Genomic DNA, 18,241 nt, shown 5'->3' with positions numbered 1-18,241 from the left:
TTTACCTCCCGGTTTTCCGATTTCAGGCCGCCTCAGTCGGTCGGCGACCCCCGGGGCCTCTTGAAAGTCCAGCCCCATTTGCTCCGGTCGTTGTTAAGCTTCGTCTCACGTTGTCGCCGCATCGCCCGCCCTCAACGTACGTATCGCGTACATTTCCGGTGTCGGTCCCGCGCCGCTTAGCGATACTCGCTTCTGAACGACTTCATCTCTTCATATTACACTCTTCCTACATCATTAACGGCTTTATCCAGCAGCGAATCATGGGCCTGAACGGCTTTGCCGTTGATCTCGTACGCCCTGTAGCCAGCGATGAGGTTGACCATCTCGGCGACTACGTTAACGTTGGAGTGCTCAAGATAGCCCGCGCGCACCGTAATGCCCGCCACCGGCTCTTCCTGTTGGCCCGGCGCTGCGGCGAACAGGTTGGCGCCCTCCTTGACCAGCCGCTTAACGTCGGCGAAGTCGGCAATTCGCAGCGTGTCGGCTTCGGCGTCGTCCACCATCACCCGCCCGTCGTCGGCGATATACACCTGGCTTTCGGGATCGCCCAGCTGGATGGCTCCGCCCTGACCCAGCACCCGATACCCGTCCACGGTCACCAGCTCGCCCTGGGCGCTGCGGGTGAAGCCGCCGTTGCGGGTGTAGCGCACCCCGGCGGGAGTCTCGACCGCGAAAAAGCCACGGCCTTCGATGGCCAGATCAAACTTATTGCCGGTCGGTCTTATGCCCCCCTGCTCGTGGATGGTGGCGACCTCGTCGATCACCGAGCCGACCCCCATACTGCCGATAAGCGGGCTGTTCGGCCCGTCATTGATCCGCCGGATGAGCATGCTGCGGAAATCCTTGCCGATGGCGACATCTTTGCGATAGCCCGCCGTGCTTGCGTTGGCGAGGTTGTTGGCAATAACGTCGGTCCTCGTCGCCTCGGTCATCATTCCCGACCCGGCGACATAAATTCCCCGTATCATCCATTCACCTCCTATTCTATTTATCGGTGAATCGGGCGATTTCTTAAGCACTTTCAGCCAGGAAAGTTGTGGAAAAAACAGAGAAAAGCAGCCGTCCGGGGATTGATCCCCCGGACGGCCGATATCAGGCAATGCTGCCTTTTTTGATTGTCGTAAGCGAATCCTGAATGGTTTCGAGAGACTCCAGCGCCTTGCCCGTACCCAGCGCCACGCAAGACAGCGGGTCGTCGGCCAGATAGGTCGGTATACCTGTCTCCTGGCTGATGAGCCTGTCCAGCCCGTGAAGCAACGAGCCGCCGCCGGTCATAACGATGCCGCGGTCGACGATGTCGGCCGCCAGTTCAGGCGGCGTTTTTTCCAGCACCGTCTTGACACACTCGATTATGAGGGAGATGGGTTCCGCCAGCGCCTCACGGGTCTCGGTGGAGCCGATCCGCATCGTTTTCGGCAGACCGGACACCAGGTCGCGGCCGCGGATTTCCATCGATTCGTTGCGGCCGGACGGGAATGCCGTGCCGACGTTGACCTTGATCTCCTCAGCGGTACGTTCGCCGATCATGATATTGTATTCCTTCTTGATATAGCGCACCAGCGCTTCGTCAAATTTGTCGCCGCCGACCCTGAGCGACTCGCTGACGACGATGCCGCCGAGGCTTAGCACCGCAACGTCGGTAGTGCCGCCGCCGATATCGACGACCATCGAGCCGCACGGTTCGGATATGACCAGGCCGGCGCCGAGTGCCGCCGCCAGCGGTTCTTCGATCAGATACGTCTTGCGGGCCCCCGCCTGCATGGCCGCCTCCAGCACCGCCCTTTTCTCCACCGTTGTGACGCCGGATGGCACGCACACCATGATGCGCGGCTTGAAGAACATGCTCCTGCCGGCAACCTTCTCGATGAAATGCCTCAACATGCTTTCCGTGGTGTCGTAATCGGCAATGACGCCTTCCCGCAAAGGACGGATGGCCACGATGTTGCCCGGCGTCCTCCCCAGCATCCGGCGGGCTTCCTCCCCTATCGCGATGATGCGGTTGGTATCGCGGTCGATTGCCACGACCGACGGCTCGCGCAGCACGATTCCCTTGCCCTTTATATATACGAGTACGGTAGCCGTTCCCAAGTCCACTCCGATATCCATCGACATTCCGAACATTCCGAAACTCCTTTCCGCTACTGCAATCTCCTGAAGCTTGTCCCTCCGCGGCCAAAAAAAAGAGCTAACTCGAACAGTGTTACTCTTTGCAATAAATAATAACTAATAGTTCTATCTTATGACAGTAATTCCTTTTATTTCTCACTATTTTCTTTGCCATCTTTATACTTCTTCCTGGTCGCCTCGCCGCCGCGAATGTGGCGTTCGGCCTTGTTGATCTCCAGTATGTGGCGCACCTTGTTCGCCAGGCGCTTGTTGATGGTGGGCAGTCGCTCTATCATATCTTTATGTACGGTGCTTTTGCTCACCCCGAAAACGGTTGCCGTCTGTCTTACCGTATGCTTGCTATCGAGTATGTGATTACAGATGTCCAGCACCCGCTTGCGGATATAGTCCTTCATATCCCAATTTCCCCCTCGCCCTCCGTTTGCTACCATGTATATGCGGACAAAATAAAAAAATGCGTGACATGTCACGCATTTTCGGCCGCTGACGGGGCAGGCGGGCGGAAAAAGGCTATTCGCATTTTACCAATATTTCCTGAGGATCGACATAGTTATCGCCGTTTTTTACCGCCAGGTGGAGATGAGGAAAGCGCTCGTGGGGCGCCTCACCGACGCTGCCTATGGAAGTACCGGCAAAAAGCTGCTGATCTTTGGCGACGGCGACGGAAGCCAGCGATCCGTAATGGACGGTGTAACCGCCGCCGGCCACCGTCACGGACAGGCCGTACTGCCTGTCCTTATAAATCTCCGTTACCCGGCCGCCCAGCATCGCCTTTACGCCGCCGCCGGCCGGCGCGGCGATATCGACGCCAGGATGGTAGCGCCAGTCGCCATACGAAGGGTGAAGCTGCCAGCCGAAGCCCACCGTCACCGCCCCGGCAACAGGTCTATGGGGCTTGTTGCCGGGCGTGAGCGGTCCGGAGCTCCGCTCCACTGCCTGCTTAACCTGTTGAGGGTCAGCCGCCTGCACCTCCGCCGCGCCTCCCGCAGGCTTCAACTGGCGTACCGCCGTCGCCGAGGGCGCCTCCCGGCTGATTTGCGGGGCTGTGGGGACCGGCACGGCCGGCTGCCTGACGCCGCTGACCACAACCAGCATGAGTATGGAGGCCATGATGACCAGTCCGGTAGCGACGTACACCGGACGCGCCGCCGTCCATGTCCGCCGCTCACCAAGCCGCTTTAATTCTGCAAAAAGATCTTCCGGCCAGGGTTTAATGGGCATTGTAAATCACCTCACAATCCCATTATTCCCTTTTTCAGCCATTGGTAACCCCCCGTCTACTTTCTCGGCCCTGCGCGTGCTCGCTCGCCGTACATCTCAAGTACGCCTCGCTCGCATGCCCGGGCCGCCTCGTATCCGGGGGGTCTGAATGGCCTATACAGACTGCTCGCTGCATTTACGATTCGTGGATGCTGGCGATCTTGACGCCGGTGTAGTAATAGGTCAGGATGTCGCGAAAGCTCCTGCCTTCCTTGGCCATGCCGTTCGCGCCGTATTGGCACATGCCCACGCCGTGGCCGTAGCCGGTGGTCTTGAATACCACCTTGCCGTCCTTGGATTCCATGGTGAAATTGGCCGAACGCAGCTCGAGCTTCTTGCGGAGGTCGAGACCGGAGAATGTTTTGCTGCCCACCCTGGCCTTTGATACCCGGCCGGACTCGGTCCGGTCGATAATCTGGGCAACCGATCCGCCGCCGCCCTGGGCGGCCGCCACAACCCCGGCATCCGAGCCGAGGCGCTGCTCGAGTTCGACTAAGCTGTATTCCCGGCTGTCGCTGTAGCGGGGCGACTTTTTGTCCCAGGTGCAGACCACGCTTCTGAGATAGGGATAGTCAAATCCCCACACCTCTTGTGCGGAAGCCGTACGCTCGCCGCTGGTGGAATGAAAGACGGCGTTGATTGGCTCGCTGTTATAGGTCGCGATCAGTCCTCGCGTTTCCTCGACCGCCCGGCCGATTTTGGCCCAGTAGCGGTCAAATGCAAACGGACCCCATCTGTCGCGCAGTTGGAGAGTGCTCATCCACGCCTGGCTTTCGGCAGGATTCGTGCTAACGTCGGCTCCCGGCCGGTTCGCCAACCCGCCGCCGCCAAACAGCGCCATCTGTTTGACTGCATACGTTCTGCCCGCCACCGCCTGGGCCTTAAGGGCCTCAAGCTCGAACTCGGCCGGCATCTCGGCCGCCACCATGCCTTTTACATACTCTTCCAGGCTCATTTCCACGATCCGGTCCTGGTCGTGAAGATAAACCCTGATCGGGATGTCCTCGCCTTTCCTGATGCCCGTCGACCGCGTTCCCGCAGGACCGCCCAAACCATAGAGCACCACGGCGGGGATCACGATGACAACGACGATGACAAGCACTACGGTCAGCGCCAACACCTTTTTCACGCCCGCCCCTCCCGCACTTATGTGTCCAATCATATGCGAGGGGTTAGCATTATATGACAAGCTAAAGGAGCGGCCCTCCGGCCGCCCCTTATTACTTCCATTTATCCCACCCGGACGATATCCGCGCCCAGGTTGGTCAGTTTGCCGACAATATCCTCATAACCGCGATCAATATGATGAATGCAGCTTATCTCGGTTTTGCCGTCAGCCACCAGGCCCGCCAGCACCAGCGCCGCGCCGGCCCTGAGGTCGGTCGCCTTGACCGGGCAGCCGGTCAGTTTGGGCACCCCCTCCACAATCGCGCTGCGGCCTTCGATCTTAATGCTCGCCCCCATGCGCTTGAGTTCGTCCACATGCATGAAGCGGTTCTCGAACACCGTCTCGGTGATTACGCTCGTGCCGTTGGCCACCGTCATCAGTGTCATAAACTGAGACTGCATGTCGGTGGGGAATCCGGGATAGGGGAGAGTTTTGACGTCCACCGCCTTGACCGATGCCGTGCCGCGGACCATCACCCCGTCGATCTTTTCTTCGATCGTCACGCCCGCTTCCTTAAGCTTGGCGGTGACCGGCTTGAGATGCTCGGACAGGGCGCTCTCCAACCAGACGTCGCCGCCGGTGATCGCCGCTGCCACCATGTAGGTGCCGGCTTCGATCCGGTCAGGGATAACGGCATGGGTGGTGCCTTTTAGTTCTTTGACCCCCTCGATGCGGATGACATTGGTCCCCGCGCCGCGGATCCTCGCTCCCATGGTGTTGAGGTAGTTGGCCAGGTCGACGATTTCCGGCTCTTCGGCGGGATTTTCGAGGATTGTCTGCCCTTCGGCCAGAGAAGCGGCCATCATGATGTTCTCGGTAGCGCCGACGCTGGGAAAGTCGAGATAGATCCGCGCCCCTTTCAGCCGCTGCTTCGTCCGGGCTTCGATATAACCGTGACCGAGGACGATTTCCGCCCCCAGAGCCTCGAATCCCTTGAGGTGAAGATCGATCGGCCTGGTGCCGATAGCGCAGCCGCCCGGCAGGGAAATGCGCGCCTGACCGGCTCTGGCGAGGAGAGGACCCATTACGAGGAAGGATGCCCGCATTTTGCGGACAAGCTCGTAGGGCGCTTCGCAGCAGGAGAGGCCGGCGCTGTCAACGATCAGCGTTCCTTCCTCTTCTTTCGAGACGGCTACGCCGAGATGCCCCAGCACCTCGCTGATCGTCCCAACGTCCTCGAGGGCGGGTATCTCCTCCAGCCTGCTGGTCGTCGTCCCCAGTAGCGAGGCCGCGATTATCGGCAACACGGCGTTCTTGGCGCCACTGATCTTAACGCTGCCGGACAGTCTTTTCCCCCCGCTGACTATCAGTCTTTCCACTTACTTTCCTCCCACCGCTTGCTGCTAATATTCGCCGGTTATCACCGGCGAGGCGATGACTACATAGGTGCGGTTGTCGTAAGGGCTGTAGCGGATGGCAAGATTAATGTTGATCCGCTTGTCGCCTACGACGATGCTTTCCGGCAGCTCGGGGGAAAACCCCGTCATGCCGGCGTATCCCGGCTGGACGGTCAGTTCGGCGTCCGTTGCGCCGAGGACTTGTCCGGCCGCATGTAGTTTTTCTGGCCACTTTTCCTTATCTAGTTTACCATCAAGCCAGCCCACCAGGCAAGTGGATATCCGCGCGCTGCCTCCGCCGCAGGCTCCGGCGTCGGCTACCCGGCTGCGAAGCAGGGAGATGTCGGCCTCCGCAGCCTGAGACTCGGTGTTGACCACCAGGTACGCCTCGGGTCTTTTCCTGTCCCAGACAGGATAGACGATTTGGGCAATGACGGCGATACGACGGCCGGAGCCGGATGCCTCCGCCCTGACGAGGCGATGGCGCTCGCTGCGGGTCAGCTTTAGGTCGTATTGTCCCTTAGCGTAACCCAGCTTCGCCATCGACGCCCGGACAACGCGCTTTAGTTCGTCATCGCTCAGCTCGGCATCAGGCAACTCCGACCAAGCGTTGAAAGCGACGGTTTCCGTCACCGCCCCGGTGGCTTCCATGGCCTCGCTGAGTAACCCGACCCGCGTGGCGTGGACAGCGTCGCCCGCTTGGACCCAGACGAACAGCGACAAAAAAAGGAAGCCGGCCATCAACGCATAGCAAATACTTCTGCGCATACTACTCCCCATCCTTCTCTAAGCTTATTCTTGCCAGTTTTTAGGGGAGCTATGCATGTAATTATTGGCGCTGCTTAGAATACAAAAAGCCGGGGAGGTTATCCCCGGCCTTGCGTTATGCTCAAATATCCCGTGTTTTGCCGCCTTCGGCCACCCGCAGGCGAATTATCGCCCGTCGCAGGGCGGCTTCGGCCCTGGCCATGTCGACATTGGGGGTGGCGTCCTTGATGCGGCCTTCGGCTCTGGCGCGTGCAGCTTCGGCCCGCTTGACGTCGATCTCGTCGGGCAGCTCGGCACAGGACGCCAGGACAGTAACCTTGTCGGGCCGGACCTCGATAAACCCGCCACACACGGATATCTGGCGCTCACCCTCGTCCTTGATAACCCGGAGCGGCCAGATGTCCATGCCGGCCACCAGCGGGGCATGTCCGGGCAGGATGCCGATATCGCCGTCGGTGGCCCGGGCGATCACCATATTGACGTCGTCGGAATAGACGATGCGTTCAGGGGTGACGATATCAAGCCGGATGGTATTGGCCACAGCTTATTCCCCCTTGATCTGGCGCGCCTTTTCCACCACATCTTCGATTGGGCCACACATAAAGAAGGCTTGCTCAGGCAGATCGTCGTGCTTGCCGGCGAGGATTTCCTTGAAGCCGCGGATAGTCTCCTTGAGGGGCACGTATTTGCCCGGCGTGCCGGTGAACGCTTCGGCCACGAAGAAGGGCTGGCTCAGGAAGCGCTGGATCTTGCGGGCCCGGGACACGGTGAGCTTGTCGTCGTCGGAGAGCTCCTCCATGCCGAGGATGGCGATGATGTCCTGCAGCTCCTTGTAGCGCTGCAGCACTTCCTGCACGCCGCGGGCCACTTCGTAGTGCTCCTGGCCGATTACGTGGGGGTCGAGAATCCTCGAGGTTGAGTCGAGAGGATCGACCGCCGGATAGATGCCCAGCTCGGAAATCTGACGCGAGAGAACGGTGGTGGCGTCGAGATGGGCGAAGGTCGCCGCCGGCGCCGGGTCGGTAAGGTCGTCGGCCGGCACGTACACGGCCTGCACCGATGTGATCGAGCCTTTTTTGGTCGAAGTGATGCGTTCCTGCAGGGCGCCGACGTCGGTGTTCAGCGTGGGCTGGTAACCGACTGCGGACGGCATGCGGCCGAGGAGGGCCGAAACCTCCGAGCCGGCCTGGATGAAGCGGAAGATGTTGTCGATGAACAGCAGCACGTCCTGGCCGCCCTTATCGCGGAAGTATTCGGCCACCGTCAGGCCGGTGAGGCCGACGCGCATCCTCGCTCCGGGCGGCTCGTTCATCTGGCCGTAAACCAGAGCGGTTTTGTCGATAACCCCGGACTCCTTCATCTCCGTCCACAGGTCGTTGCCTTCGCGGGTGCGCTCGCCAACGCCCGAGAAGACCGAGAAGCCGCCGTGCTCGGTGGCGATGTTGCGGATAAGCTCCATGATGATAACCGTCTTGCCGACGCCCGCGCCGCCGAACAGGCCGATCTTGCCGCCTTTGGCGTAGGGGGCGATGAGGTCGACGACCTTGATCCCCGTCTCAAGGATGGTGGTCGCCGTCTCCTGGTCCTCGAAGGACGGAGCCGGACGGTGGATGGGCCAATAATCGTCGGCTTCGACCGGGCGGTCGTCGTTGTCGACCGTTTCGCCCAGCACGTTGAATACCCTGCCCAGCGTGCCCTTGCCTACGGGAACCTTGATCGGCGAGCCGGTATCCTCGGCCTTCATGCCGCGGGTCAGGCCGTCGGTGGACGACATGGCCACGCAACGGACGACGTTGTCGCCGAGGTGCTGCATGACTTCCACCGTCAGTTTTACTCTTACTTCGCCGACCTGCTCGTCGATTTTGACGGCGTTATAAATCGGAGGCAGGTGCTCCGGGGGAAATTCGACGTCAACGACAGGCCCGATGACTTGAATTACTCTACCAGTGTTCATTCTGTCCCCTCCTGCTCGTTGCCGCGTGCGGCCCGTCCGCGTCGCGCCCTTCGGGCGTCCGGCGTCCCGGCCTCATTCGGCAGCGGCGTTTTACTATTTGAGGGCCTCGGCGCCGCCCACGATCTCGGAAATCTCGCGGGTGATGTTCGCCTGGCGAATCTTGTTGTAGTTGAGAACCAGCTTGGATATAAGCTCCTGGGCGTTGTCGGTGGCCGAACCCATGGCCGTCATCCTGGCCCCCAGTTCGCTGGCCGCCGACTGGAGAAGGGCGCCGAAAACGACCGTTTCCAGGTACTTCGGCAACAGCAGCCCCAGCACTTCTTCCGCCGACGGCTCAAAGATGTACTCGCGCGGCTGTTCTTCCCCGTGCGCCGTATCGGTGTCGACTGGCAGCAGTTTCACGGTGGTCGGCTTATGGTTGATGGGCGAGAAGAAGCGGGTGTAGACCAGATAGACCTCGTCGTATTCGCCGCGCTCGTAGGCCGAAGCCACGTCGCGGGCCATACTGACGGCTATGTCATAGGTCGGCTTCTCGGAAAATCCGGTATACTGCTGATCGATGGTATAGCCCCTGCGCCGGAAGTAATCCCGCACCTTGCGGCCGGCGGTTAGCAGATGGACGTCGTCCCGGCCGCTGACGTTGGGCAGCACCTCGCGCAGGAGATTGGAGGTGTACGCCCCCGCCAGACCCTTGTCGGCCCCGATAATGAGGTAGGCCGTACGCTTGACCTCCCGCACCGCCAGGAGCGGATGCCCGGATTCCTTGGCTCCGCTCGCCACGCCGGCGAGAATCTCACGGATCTTGTCGGTGTAGGGGCGGCTGGAGTTGGCCCGTTCCTGGGCCCGGCGCAGCCTGGCCGCTGCCACCATCTTCATGGCTTTGGTGATCTGCTGGATGTTTTTGACGCTCTTAATGCGGCGCCGTATGTCCCGAGTACTGGCCATCAGTTATCACCCCGCTTGCGCGCCGGTCTTATCGTAAGCCGCGAAAGTGTCTTTGAACTCTTTGAGGGCTTCCTTGAGCGCGGCTTCGGTCTCTTTGTCGATGACCTTTTTCTCGCGGATGGTTTTGCCGATCTCGGCGTAATTAGCCTTCATGAATTTGATGAAATCCTGCTCGAAATGGACGACCTGGTCGATGGGGATGCTGTCCAGGTAGCCGTTTACGCCGGCATAGATCGTCAGGACCTGCTCTTCCACCGGTACCGGCTCGTACTGCGGCTGTTTGAGGATCTCGGTCATCCGCTGGCCGCGGTCGAGGAGCGCCTTGGTCGCTTTATCGAGGTCGGAGCCGAACTGGGCGAAGGCCGCCATTTCGCGGTACTGGGCGAGGTCGAGGCGCAGACGGCCGGCGACCTGCTTCATGGCCTTGATCTGGGCGGAGCCGCCGACGCGAGACACGGAAATACCGGCGTTGATGGCCGGACGAGTGCCGGAGTAGAACAGCTCGCTCTCCAGGAATATCTGGCCGTCGGTGATCGAAATAACGTTGGTGGGAATATAGGCGGAAACGTCGCCGGCCAGCGTCTCAATGACCGGCAGCGCGGTGATCGAGCCGCCCCCCAGTTCATCGGACAGCTTGGCGGCCCGTTCCAGCAGACGGGAGTGTAGGTAGAACACGTCGCCCGGATAAGCCTCGCGGCCCGGCGGGCGGCGAAGCAGCAGCGACATGGCGCGGTAAGCGGTGGCGTGCTTGGAGAGGTCGTCGTAGACGCACAGCACGGCGCCGCCTTTGTACATGAAATGTTCGCCCATCGTAACCCCGGCGTAAGGCGCGAGATACTGCAGGGGCGCGCTGTCGGAAGCGGTGGCGGCGACGACGATGGTATATTCCATCGCGCCGGCTTCCTCAAGGGTATGAACGACGCGGGCGACGGTGGACGCTTTCTGGCCGATGGCCACATAGATGCAAATAACGCCGTGGCCTTTCTGATTGATGATCGTGTCGATGGCGATGGCCGTCTTGCCGGTGCCGCGGTCGCCGATGATAAGTTCGCGCTGGCCGCGGCCGATGGGGATCATGGCGTCGATGGCCTTGATACCCGTCTGGAGAGGCTCCTTGACCGACTGGCGGTCGGCAATGCCGGGAGCGCGGTACTCGACCGGCCGGAACTCCTTGGTGTCGATCGGACCTTTGCCGTCGATCGGCTGGCCGATGGCGTTGACGACCCGGCCGACCATCGCGTCGCCGACCGGCACCTGCATGATGCGGCCGGTGCGGCGCACGGTGTCGCCTTCTTTTATCAGCAGCTCGCCACCCAGAAGAACGGCGCCGACATTGTCTTCCTCAAGATTGAGAACCATGCCGTAGACGCTGTTCGGAAACTCGAGGAGCTCGCCGGCCATGGCCTTCTCCAGGCCATGGATGCGGGCGATGCCGTCGCCGACTTCGATGACCGTGCCGACGTCGTCTACGTTGAGGTCGACCTGGTAGCGCTCTATCTGTTGCTTGATGATTGCCGTAATTTCTTCAGGCCTCAGTTTCATACTCAGTAAGTCACCCCAATCTTACTCACTTCGGTCTTGAGCAGCGCCGCCTTCAGGGTTTCGAGCTGACGGACCACGCTGCCGTCGATCAGTTTGTCGCCGATCTTAACCACCACGCCGCCGACGATGCTTCCGTCGACGCGGGTGTTGAGCACGATCTTTTTGCCGGTAACGGCGCTCAGCTTGGCGGCCAGGGCTTGTTTGTCGCCCTCCGCCAGCGGCATGGCCGTGGTCACTTCGGCTTCGGCGATGTTGCGAGCCTTGTTGGCCAACTGCCTGTACTCCCTGATGATCGCCGGGAGCGCCGTCTCACGGCGCTTATCGACGAGCAGGAGCAGGAAGTTGCGAACATAGTCGTCAACCTGCGGTCCGAAGACCTTGGTGATCGTTTCCTTCTTGGCCGCGAGCGGCACCTGCGGATGATATAAAAGCGTTGCCAGTTCGCCGAATTCGACGAGCGTCTCTTCCACGATGCCCAACTGTTTCTCCACGCCGTCGAGCGCCTCTTTCTCGGCCGCGATCTCGTACAAGGCCTCGGCGTACCTCAGGGCGAGTTGGCTGGCGATCATTGGACACCACCTATTTTCTGTCCGTCGAGATTATTGATGAAATCGCTGACCAGTTTGGCGTTAGCGTTGGCATCCAGGTTCTGCCCGATAATTTTGCCGGCGGCGGCGATGGACAGGGACACGACCTCATTCCTGAGCTCGGCCACGGCCCGCTCGCGCTCGCGGGCAATCTCTTCCTGGGCTTCCTTCATGAGACGGGCGTGCTCGGCCCGTGCTTCCTTGATAATGTCGTCTTTCGCCTGTTCGGCGAGCTTGGTGGCCTTCTCGACGATTGTCTGGGCCTGAGTCCGGGCCTGAGCGAGCTGTTCCTGGTACTCGCGCTTAAGCTCCTCGGCAGCCGCCCGCTCGCGGTCGGCCGACTCAATACTGCCGGCGATACGCGCCTGGCGGTCGCTCATCGCCTGGAGAACCTTCCCAAAGACAAATTTCTTCAGAATGTAGGCCAAGAGCAGAAAATTTATGATTTGCGCTATCAGCGTAGCATTCAACTCAACCAAGTCGTTGCCCCTCCTCTGCAAGGCTTAAGGGAGGCGACGGGAAAATGCTCCCGTCGCCCAGCAAAATCATTTACTTGATGAACGGATTGGCAAACACCAGCACCAGGGCGATAACCGCAGCGATAATGGGAATGGACTCGATCAAGCCGACGGAGATGAACATGTTGACCAGAATGGTGCCTTTGGCTTCCGGCTGTCTGGCCATCCCCTCGATAGCTTTGGCGGTTACCTGCCCGTCGCCCATAGCGGCGCCGAAAGCGGCCAGTCCGATTGCCAGCGCAGCGGCGATTACCGAGGCGGCTACGATGATTGCGTGTTCCACAGTGGTTTCCTCCTTATATTTAGGCTGATTTGGGATTAGTCTCGACTAATGGTGCTCTTCCTTGAGCGAGTTGCTCAGGTAGGATGTCGACAGCATGGTAAAGATGAAAGCCTGGATCAGGCCGACGATCACGCTGAAGCCCAGCCAGAGCACGCCGACCAGCGGCTCGCCGTAATATAGCGGCAGCGCGGCGATCAGGATTATCAGAATCTCTCCGGCCATGATATTGCCGAATAGACGGAAAGACAGCGTTATCGGCCGGGCTATTTCCTCGATGATGTTGATCGGCAAGAACAGAGGATGCGGCTGGATAAAGTGCTTGAAATGGCTCAACCCGTGATGGCCTACTCCCAGTACGTGGACGAAGCCGATGATCATCAGCGCCAGACCGAGAGTAGTGTTGAGATCGTTAGTCGGGGAGGTGAAGCCCGGCACCAGGCCCAGCCAGTTGGAAGTCAGCAGGAAGACAAACAGCGTGATCAATAGCGGCGCGACCTTCCTGCTGTTGGGCCCGATAGTCGCATCGACCTGACCGCCGATGGCCTCGATCGCCATTTCGAAGGCGTTCTGCATGCCCCGCGGCACAGTTTCGAGACGGCGGACGGCAAGTATCGCCAGAACGATAACGATGGCCATGACCATCCATGTCATGTAGAGCGTATCCATGTTGAAGGCAAAGCCGAAGAAGTGGGCTACTTTATGTGAACCGATTTCGTGTCCCCCATGTCCCATATGTTTCACCCCTTTCTTCGTAGATTACTTGGCTGTTGAATGCCTGACCACCAGATAGAATCCGTTGACGAAGATTATTATCTGCAATGACAGCAGGCCCGCCACCACGGCGCCGAAATTCAGCGACGGCACCTTGAGCGACCAGGCCAGCGCCAAAACGATAAACGCGAGCCGAATCAGCCAGCCTGTCCGCATATAGGCCACCGCTTTTTGCGGCGACAGCGAAGCGCTGCGTCTCACCCGGTAGCAGACGAGCAGCCCATAAACAGCGCTGATAGCCGTACCCGCCAGAAAGCCGGCGATTTTGTCGCCGTGACCGGTAAAATATAGAACGCCGACGACGGTTGCGGCCCACGCCGACAACTGCAGCAGTAGTTTTCTCGCCACCCGGCCCAGAGTTTCCCGTGAATCGGCTAATCCGGGGCTATTCATCACTGGCGACCCTTTTATAGGCGGACCATAATCCGGCGATCAGGCCGAGCAGCGTGCCGATTACCGTCGCCCAAGGACTGGAATCCAGCCAGTTGTCGATGAAGCGGCCGCCGATCAAGCCCACGGCAGCCGAAGCGACCATGCCGATGCCGACATTGCCCACCATACCAAACGCCGCCATAAGCTGGCGCCTGTCATCCCGTTTCACCAGCCCCACCCCGCTTCCTACGCAGATATTATCCCCGGTACGACCGCGCTAGATGCGAGCAAAAGAAGACAGGTGTTATAAGCAATACTTATGTCTGTTCCGCAAGTAGCCGGTAAAATCCTGCTGACGTCGGAAATTTAGAATAAAAAATTTGAAATTCGTGCAAAAATTGGGTAATTTTCTTAATTTTCTTTAATATCCTTCTCTTTTCCCTCGTATCTGCATTCCACCCGCTGTATAATTTCCACCCTCAATTATCCATGCAAGAATTATGCCAGCTTCCACCCCAGCAAATACGCGGCTTGCGGGCCGAAGGCCGCCTCGCTGCTGTCTACGAATCGAGACAATTGTGAACGCATTGTCGCATTATGCCACAGTCAGCGGGCGGAATACGGCTCCGGCCGCTCGGCCAAACCGTGCTTCCAGAGGATGAACGACACGATGCGGCGGGCGGCCTGCCCGTCGCCGTAAGGATTGCAGGCATTGGCCATCCGCCGGTATTCGTCCCGGTCTACGAGCAACCGGCGGGTTTCGGCGTACACCTTTTCCCGGTCGGTGCCGACCAGTTTGACCGTTCCGGCGTCGAGCGCTTCCGGGCGCTCGGTTGTATCCCTGAGCACCAATACCGGCTTGCCGAGCGACGGCGCTTCTTCCTGGATGCCGCCGGAGTCGGTCAGCACGAGATGGGAACGGGCGATGAGGTTGGCGAACGGCTGGTAGTCGAGCGGGTCGACGAGATGAACCCTCGCCAGTCCGCCCAGCTCAGCCTGGACTATCTCCCGCACGCGCGGATTCTTATGTACGGGAAAGACGACCTCGACGTCGGCGAACTCGCTTACGATGTCGCGCAGCGCCTGATAGACGTGGCGGAGCGGCTCGCCAAGATTCTCGCGGCGGTGGGTCGTAACAAGGATGACCCGCCGGGAGAGGTAGTCGATATCGGCGAGCGGCGGCGCGGTGAATCGGTACTTTTCGTCGACGGTGGCCAGAAGGGCGTCGATGACGGTGTTGCCGGTGACGAACACGTCCGCCGGCGCGACCGCCTCGGCGAGCAGATTGCCGCGGGCGGTGGCAGTGGGCGCGAAGTGCAGGTCGGTGAGCGAGCCGGCGAGCTTGCGGTTCATCTCCTCCGGAAAGGGGGAAAACTTGTTCCGCGTCCTCAGACCAGCCTCGACGTGACCGACGGCGATCTGGTGGTAGAAGGCGGCCAGCGCGCCGGCAAAAGTCGTCGTCGTGTCGCCATGGACGAGGACGATGTCGGGACGCTCCCCGGCAAGCACGTCGTTGAGTCCCTGCAGCGAGCGGCAGGTGATATCGAAAAGCGTCTGCCCCCGGGACATAATGTCGAGATCATGGTCGGGCACAACGCGGAAAAGCTGCAGTACCTGGTCGAGCATCTCGCGATGCTGGGCGGTGACAGCGACCACCGGGGTGACAAGGGTCGGGTATTTCGCCAGTTCCAGAACCACCGGCGCCATTTTGATCGCCTCGGGACGCGTGCCGAAAATAGTCATGACCTTTATGGGAGCCATATTCGTCCTCCTGAATGATTGCCGCGAGAGGCTCTAAGCAACCGCACATAATCAGAGGGCAGGCCCTCCGGCCTGCCCGTTTTTCCCCTAGTTGCTTTCCACCGAACCGGTGTCCTTGAGGACGCCGACCTTCCTGGCCCCGAAGAAAGCTAGTCCCAGCAGCAGTAAAATTATCAGCGCCCCATAGCCTTTATTCACTTCCGTCAGCGCGATGGCGCTCAGGCCCAGGCAGCCGCTGATCGTGTACATCAGCAACACCGCCTGTTTCTGGGTAAGGCCCATCTCCAGCAACCGGTGATGGAGGTGCCCCTTGTCGGGCTTGAATATCGGCCGCCCGTTGGTGTAGCGGCGGATGATCGCGAAGGCGGTATCCATAATCGGCAGACCAAGAGCCACGATCGGCACTACAAGGGCGATAGTCGCCGCGCTTTTCACTGTGCCGAGGATGGACACGGCGGCAAGCATATAGCCCAAAAACATGCTGCCCGTGTCGCCCATGAAGATCTTCGCCGGGTTGAAGTTATGCTGCAGAAAGCCCAGCGCACTGCCGGCCAGGGCCGCCGTCATGATGGCCACCGTCCAGAAGTTCTGCTGCAACGCCACCAGGAGGATGGTGATGGAGGCGATGGTGGAAACCCCCGCCGCAAGACCGTCGAGGCCGTCGATCAGATTGACGGTATTGGTAAGGCCGACAACCCAGAGAACAGTGAGGGGGATGGAGAAATACTCAAGGTAGATCATGTCCCCGAACGGGTTTGTCAGCCATTCTATGCGCACGTCGAAAACCACCAGGACAAGCGCCGCGGCGATCTGGCCGAGCAGTTTGGTTTTGGCCGACAGGTGCTTGAGGTCGTCCACTATGCCGACAATAAGAATGACCGTACCGCCGACAAGCAAACCGGCAATCTCGTGGCTGATATGGAGACTGGCCAGCACCGCCACCAGAAAGCCCATGTAAATCGCCAGACCGCCCATGCGGGGAATCGGGCTGGTATGGACCTTGCGGGCGTCGGGCGCGTCCAGCGCCCCTGCTTTTATCGCGATATCCTTGATATGAGGCGTGAGGAAATAAGCCACGATCAAGGCTACAGTAAAGGCGAATGCGTATATTTGCACGCTGAGACCACCTCATTTCCCAGGGAGAGATATTGATAAACCGGCAACTTTTACGCGAATATCAGTAGCTATTTTAACTTAGCAGACAAAACTTGTCAAACGTGATAAACATCCAAATCTACTGGTATCTTTAGTATTTTCCCCGCCACACAGGATATGCACGTGCTACAACAATATGTCAAGCTTAATCAACGCCGCGTGCGCCGTATCCCCGGCAACGGGGTTGGCGGCCCGCCCGGCCACCGGTATTTTTATGTCCACCGATACGCACCAGGGTGCGAATATTATATATCATTCGCCTCAAAGGGTCAAATTCCTTTTATGTCTACCGATTTTCCAGAAATTCGGCTTCCTCGACAATATATCATCGATACCCGTTCGGGCCGACATACGGTCCTACCGTTGCGTACCCGGCAAAGCGCCGGCCGGCGTTGCCACGCCGGCCGGCATCGACTGCTTATTGACTTAGCGGAACGGTTATACCGCCCTGCGGCATCAGGACGATCCGCGGCTTCGGCCCCAGTTTGGCGAACGCCCTGCCGAGGGCTTCGTCGATATCGGCGGCCGGCGTAAAGAGGAGCGTCTTGGCAAGCTCCGGCTTTAGGGACGAGACGAGGATGAATTCGGCCTTCTTCATCAGCCTGGTGACGGCGTACGCCTTATGGGCGCCGATTTCGAAGTTGTCCCTGAGGGCGGCCTCCACCTCGTCCGGCGTCCGGTACTTGCGCATCGTCTCCTCGTACAGAGCCGAACCGGTGCCTTCGATGCACTCGCCGAGAATGACGACCACCCCGCCCTGGCGTACCGCACCCCAGGCGTTGTCCATCGTTTTCTGCAGCTGGTAGACATTGATGTCCTTGGGATAGCCGCCGCAGGTAGCGATGACGAGGTCGGCCGGCTCGGCGACCGGCGTGCCGTAAACGCTGTCGACGAACTTGCAGGCCTCCAGGTGGGCCTTAACATAGTCGCCGGCGAACACGCCCAGGAACTCGATCTTCTCTTTCAGGACGACGTTGAGAAGAAAGTCGGGGCGACGCATCTCCGTGCCCTCCACCTGGTCGTGATAGATGGGGTTGCCCTCCAAGCGGCCGATGACGGCGTTAGGGTCGAACATCATGCTGTGATTCTTGCGAATGGTCTCGTGTTTGGCGACCCCGGGCAACATCGCCTTGCGGCCGCCGCCGAAGCCGGCGAAGAAATGATGGACGACGCTGCCGGTGCAGACGATGCGGTCGGCGTCGGCGACAAGTTTGTTGAACCATACCGGCGTGCCGCGTGAAGTGGTGCCGAAGTACACGAACTCATCCTTCTTGGCGTTGCTGTTATACATCCGCACCCGTTTGGCCACTTCCGGACCCACGGCCGCCGTCATCTCCTCCTCAGTCATGTCGCGGTGGGTGCCGAGGGCGAAAACGATGAACATGTCCTTGTCAGGCACGCCGACGGCGTTGAGCTCGTCGAGCAGGACGGGCATAAAGACGTCGCTGTTGGCCACGCGGGTCGGGTCGTTGACGATGAAGCACACCGTCTCGCCTGGCTTGACCACCTTGCGAAGAGGCAAAGAGGCGATCGGGTTGCGGATGGCCTCGCGGATGACCGCCACCGGGTCGGGCAGCACGGGGGCCTCCCTGATTCTCAGCTCCGCCGCCACCAGCGACGGGTCGAGGGAAAACTTCACGTACCCTTTGCCGTACTTCAGACTGTATTCTTTGCTGGCCATGAAAAACCACAT

20 protein-coding genes are annotated in these 18,241 nt (G+C 59.9%); all 20 read right to left on the bottom strand.

What is annotated here, in order from left to right; all coding sequences use genetic code 11:
* Positions 1–215: 215 nt before the first annotated feature.
* On the bottom strand, positions 216–968 hold the full coding sequence (gene flgF / locus Q4T40_21265; protein MDT8903767.1) for a flagellar basal-body rod protein FlgF: 753 nt from the start codon (positions 966–968) through the stop codon (positions 216–218).
* A 124-nt stretch (positions 969–1,092) separates the two neighbouring features.
* A complete protein-coding gene (locus Q4T40_21260; protein MDT8903766.1) occupies positions 1,093–2,121 on the bottom strand; it encodes a rod shape-determining protein in 1,029 nt (342 codons plus the stop codon).
* Between the two features lie 134 nt (positions 2,122–2,255).
* Complete coding sequence (gene spoIIID / locus Q4T40_21255) at positions 2,256–2,522, bottom strand: sporulation transcriptional regulator SpoIIID (protein MDT8903765.1); 267 nt, start codon at positions 2,520–2,522, stop codon at positions 2,256–2,258.
* A gap of 115 nt (positions 2,523–2,637) precedes the next feature.
* Positions 2,638–3,348 carry a M23 family metallopeptidase gene (locus Q4T40_21250; protein ID MDT8903764.1) on the bottom strand — a complete coding sequence of 237 codons (711 nt, stop codon included), beginning with the start codon at positions 3,346–3,348 and terminating at the stop codon, positions 2,638–2,640.
* 175 nt (positions 3,349–3,523) lie between these two features.
* Positions 3,524–4,516, bottom strand: a complete 993-nt coding sequence (gene spoIID / locus Q4T40_21245; GenBank protein MDT8903763.1) for a stage II sporulation protein D — start codon at positions 4,514–4,516, stop codon at positions 3,524–3,526.
* Between the two features lie 101 nt (positions 4,517–4,617).
* Positions 4,618–5,874, bottom strand: coding sequence for a UDP-N-acetylglucosamine 1-carboxyvinyltransferase (gene murA, locus Q4T40_21240; protein ID MDT8903762.1), 1,257 nt, complete (start codon positions 5,872–5,874; stop codon positions 4,618–4,620).
* Between the two features lie 24 nt (positions 5,875–5,898).
* Entirely contained in the window at positions 5,899–6,660 is a 762-nt protein-coding gene (locus Q4T40_21235) for a YwmB family TATA-box binding protein (GenBank protein MDT8903761.1), read from the bottom strand.
* Positions 6,661–6,781: 121 nt separating this feature from the next.
* Complete coding sequence (locus Q4T40_21230; GenBank protein MDT8903760.1) at positions 6,782–7,201, bottom strand: F0F1 ATP synthase subunit epsilon; 420 nt, start codon at positions 7,199–7,201, stop codon at positions 6,782–6,784.
* Positions 7,202–7,204: 3 nt separating this feature from the next.
* A complete protein-coding gene (gene atpD / locus Q4T40_21225) occupies positions 7,205–8,614 on the bottom strand; it encodes a F0F1 ATP synthase subunit beta (GenBank protein ID MDT8903759.1) in 1,410 nt (469 codons plus the stop codon).
* A 93-nt stretch (positions 8,615–8,707) separates the two neighbouring features.
* Positions 8,708–9,559, bottom strand: a complete 852-nt coding sequence (gene atpG, locus Q4T40_21220) for an ATP synthase F1 subunit gamma (protein MDT8903758.1) — start codon at positions 9,557–9,559, stop codon at positions 8,708–8,710.
* A gap of 6 nt (positions 9,560–9,565) precedes the next feature.
* Positions 9,566–11,101, bottom strand: a complete 1,536-nt coding sequence (gene atpA, locus Q4T40_21215) for a F0F1 ATP synthase subunit alpha (protein MDT8903757.1) — start codon at positions 11,099–11,101, stop codon at positions 9,566–9,568.
* 2 nt (positions 11,102–11,103) lie between these two features.
* Positions 11,104–11,670, bottom strand: coding sequence for a F0F1 ATP synthase subunit delta (locus Q4T40_21210; protein MDT8903756.1), 567 nt, complete (start codon positions 11,668–11,670; stop codon positions 11,104–11,106).
* Complete coding sequence (gene atpF, locus Q4T40_21205; protein MDT8903755.1) at positions 11,667–12,167, bottom strand: F0F1 ATP synthase subunit B; 501 nt, start codon at positions 12,165–12,167, stop codon at positions 11,667–11,669. Before atpF ends, Q4T40_21210 begins: the two co-directional genes overlap by 4 nt.
* A 70-nt stretch (positions 12,168–12,237) precedes the next feature.
* Positions 12,238–12,489 carry a F0F1 ATP synthase subunit C gene (gene atpE / locus Q4T40_21200; GenBank protein MDT8903754.1) on the bottom strand — a complete coding sequence of 84 codons (252 nt, stop codon included), beginning with the start codon at positions 12,487–12,489 and terminating at the stop codon, positions 12,238–12,240.
* A 45-nt stretch (positions 12,490–12,534) separates the two neighbouring features.
* Positions 12,535–13,221 (bottom strand): F0F1 ATP synthase subunit A, encoded by a 687-nt coding sequence (atpB, locus tag Q4T40_21195; GenBank protein ID MDT8903753.1) that lies wholly within the window; start codon positions 13,219–13,221, stop codon positions 12,535–12,537.
* A 24-nt stretch (positions 13,222–13,245) separates the two neighbouring features.
* Positions 13,246–13,608, bottom strand: coding sequence for an ATP synthase subunit I (locus Q4T40_21190; protein MDT8903752.1), 363 nt, complete (start codon positions 13,606–13,608; stop codon positions 13,246–13,248).
* 37 nt (positions 13,609–13,645) lie between these two features.
* Positions 13,646–13,861: an AtpZ/AtpI family protein gene (locus Q4T40_21185; protein MDT8903751.1), complete on the bottom strand. Its 216-nt coding sequence runs from the start codon at positions 13,859–13,861 to the stop codon at positions 13,646–13,648.
* A gap of 377 nt (positions 13,862–14,238) precedes the next feature.
* On the bottom strand, positions 14,239–15,393 hold the full coding sequence (gene wecB / locus Q4T40_21180) for a UDP-N-acetylglucosamine 2-epimerase (non-hydrolyzing) (GenBank protein MDT8903750.1): 1,155 nt from the start codon (positions 15,391–15,393) through the stop codon (positions 14,239–14,241).
* Positions 15,394–15,480: 87 nt separating this feature from the next.
* The gene (locus tag Q4T40_21175; protein MDT8903749.1) at positions 15,481–16,509 is read right to left on the bottom strand and encodes an MraY family glycosyltransferase; all 1,029 of its coding nucleotides are present in this window, start codon (positions 16,507–16,509) and stop codon (positions 15,481–15,483) included.
* Positions 16,510–16,966: 457 nt separating this feature from the next.
* Positions 16,967–18,229 (bottom strand): nickel-dependent lactate racemase, encoded by a 1,263-nt coding sequence (larA, locus tag Q4T40_21170; protein MDT8903748.1) that lies wholly within the window; start codon positions 18,227–18,229, stop codon positions 16,967–16,969.
* Positions 18,230–18,241 lie beyond the last annotated feature (12 nt).

It is taken from the genome of Selenomonadales bacterium 4137-cl (assembly GCA_032334055.1).
In the GTDB taxonomy this organism is placed as follows: Bacteria; Bacillota; Negativicutes; order Sporomusales; family UBA7701; genus Anaeroselena; species Anaeroselena agilis.
The sequence above is the reverse complement of the archived record's forward strand: the minus strand, read 5'-3'. Positions and strand labels throughout refer to the sequence as shown.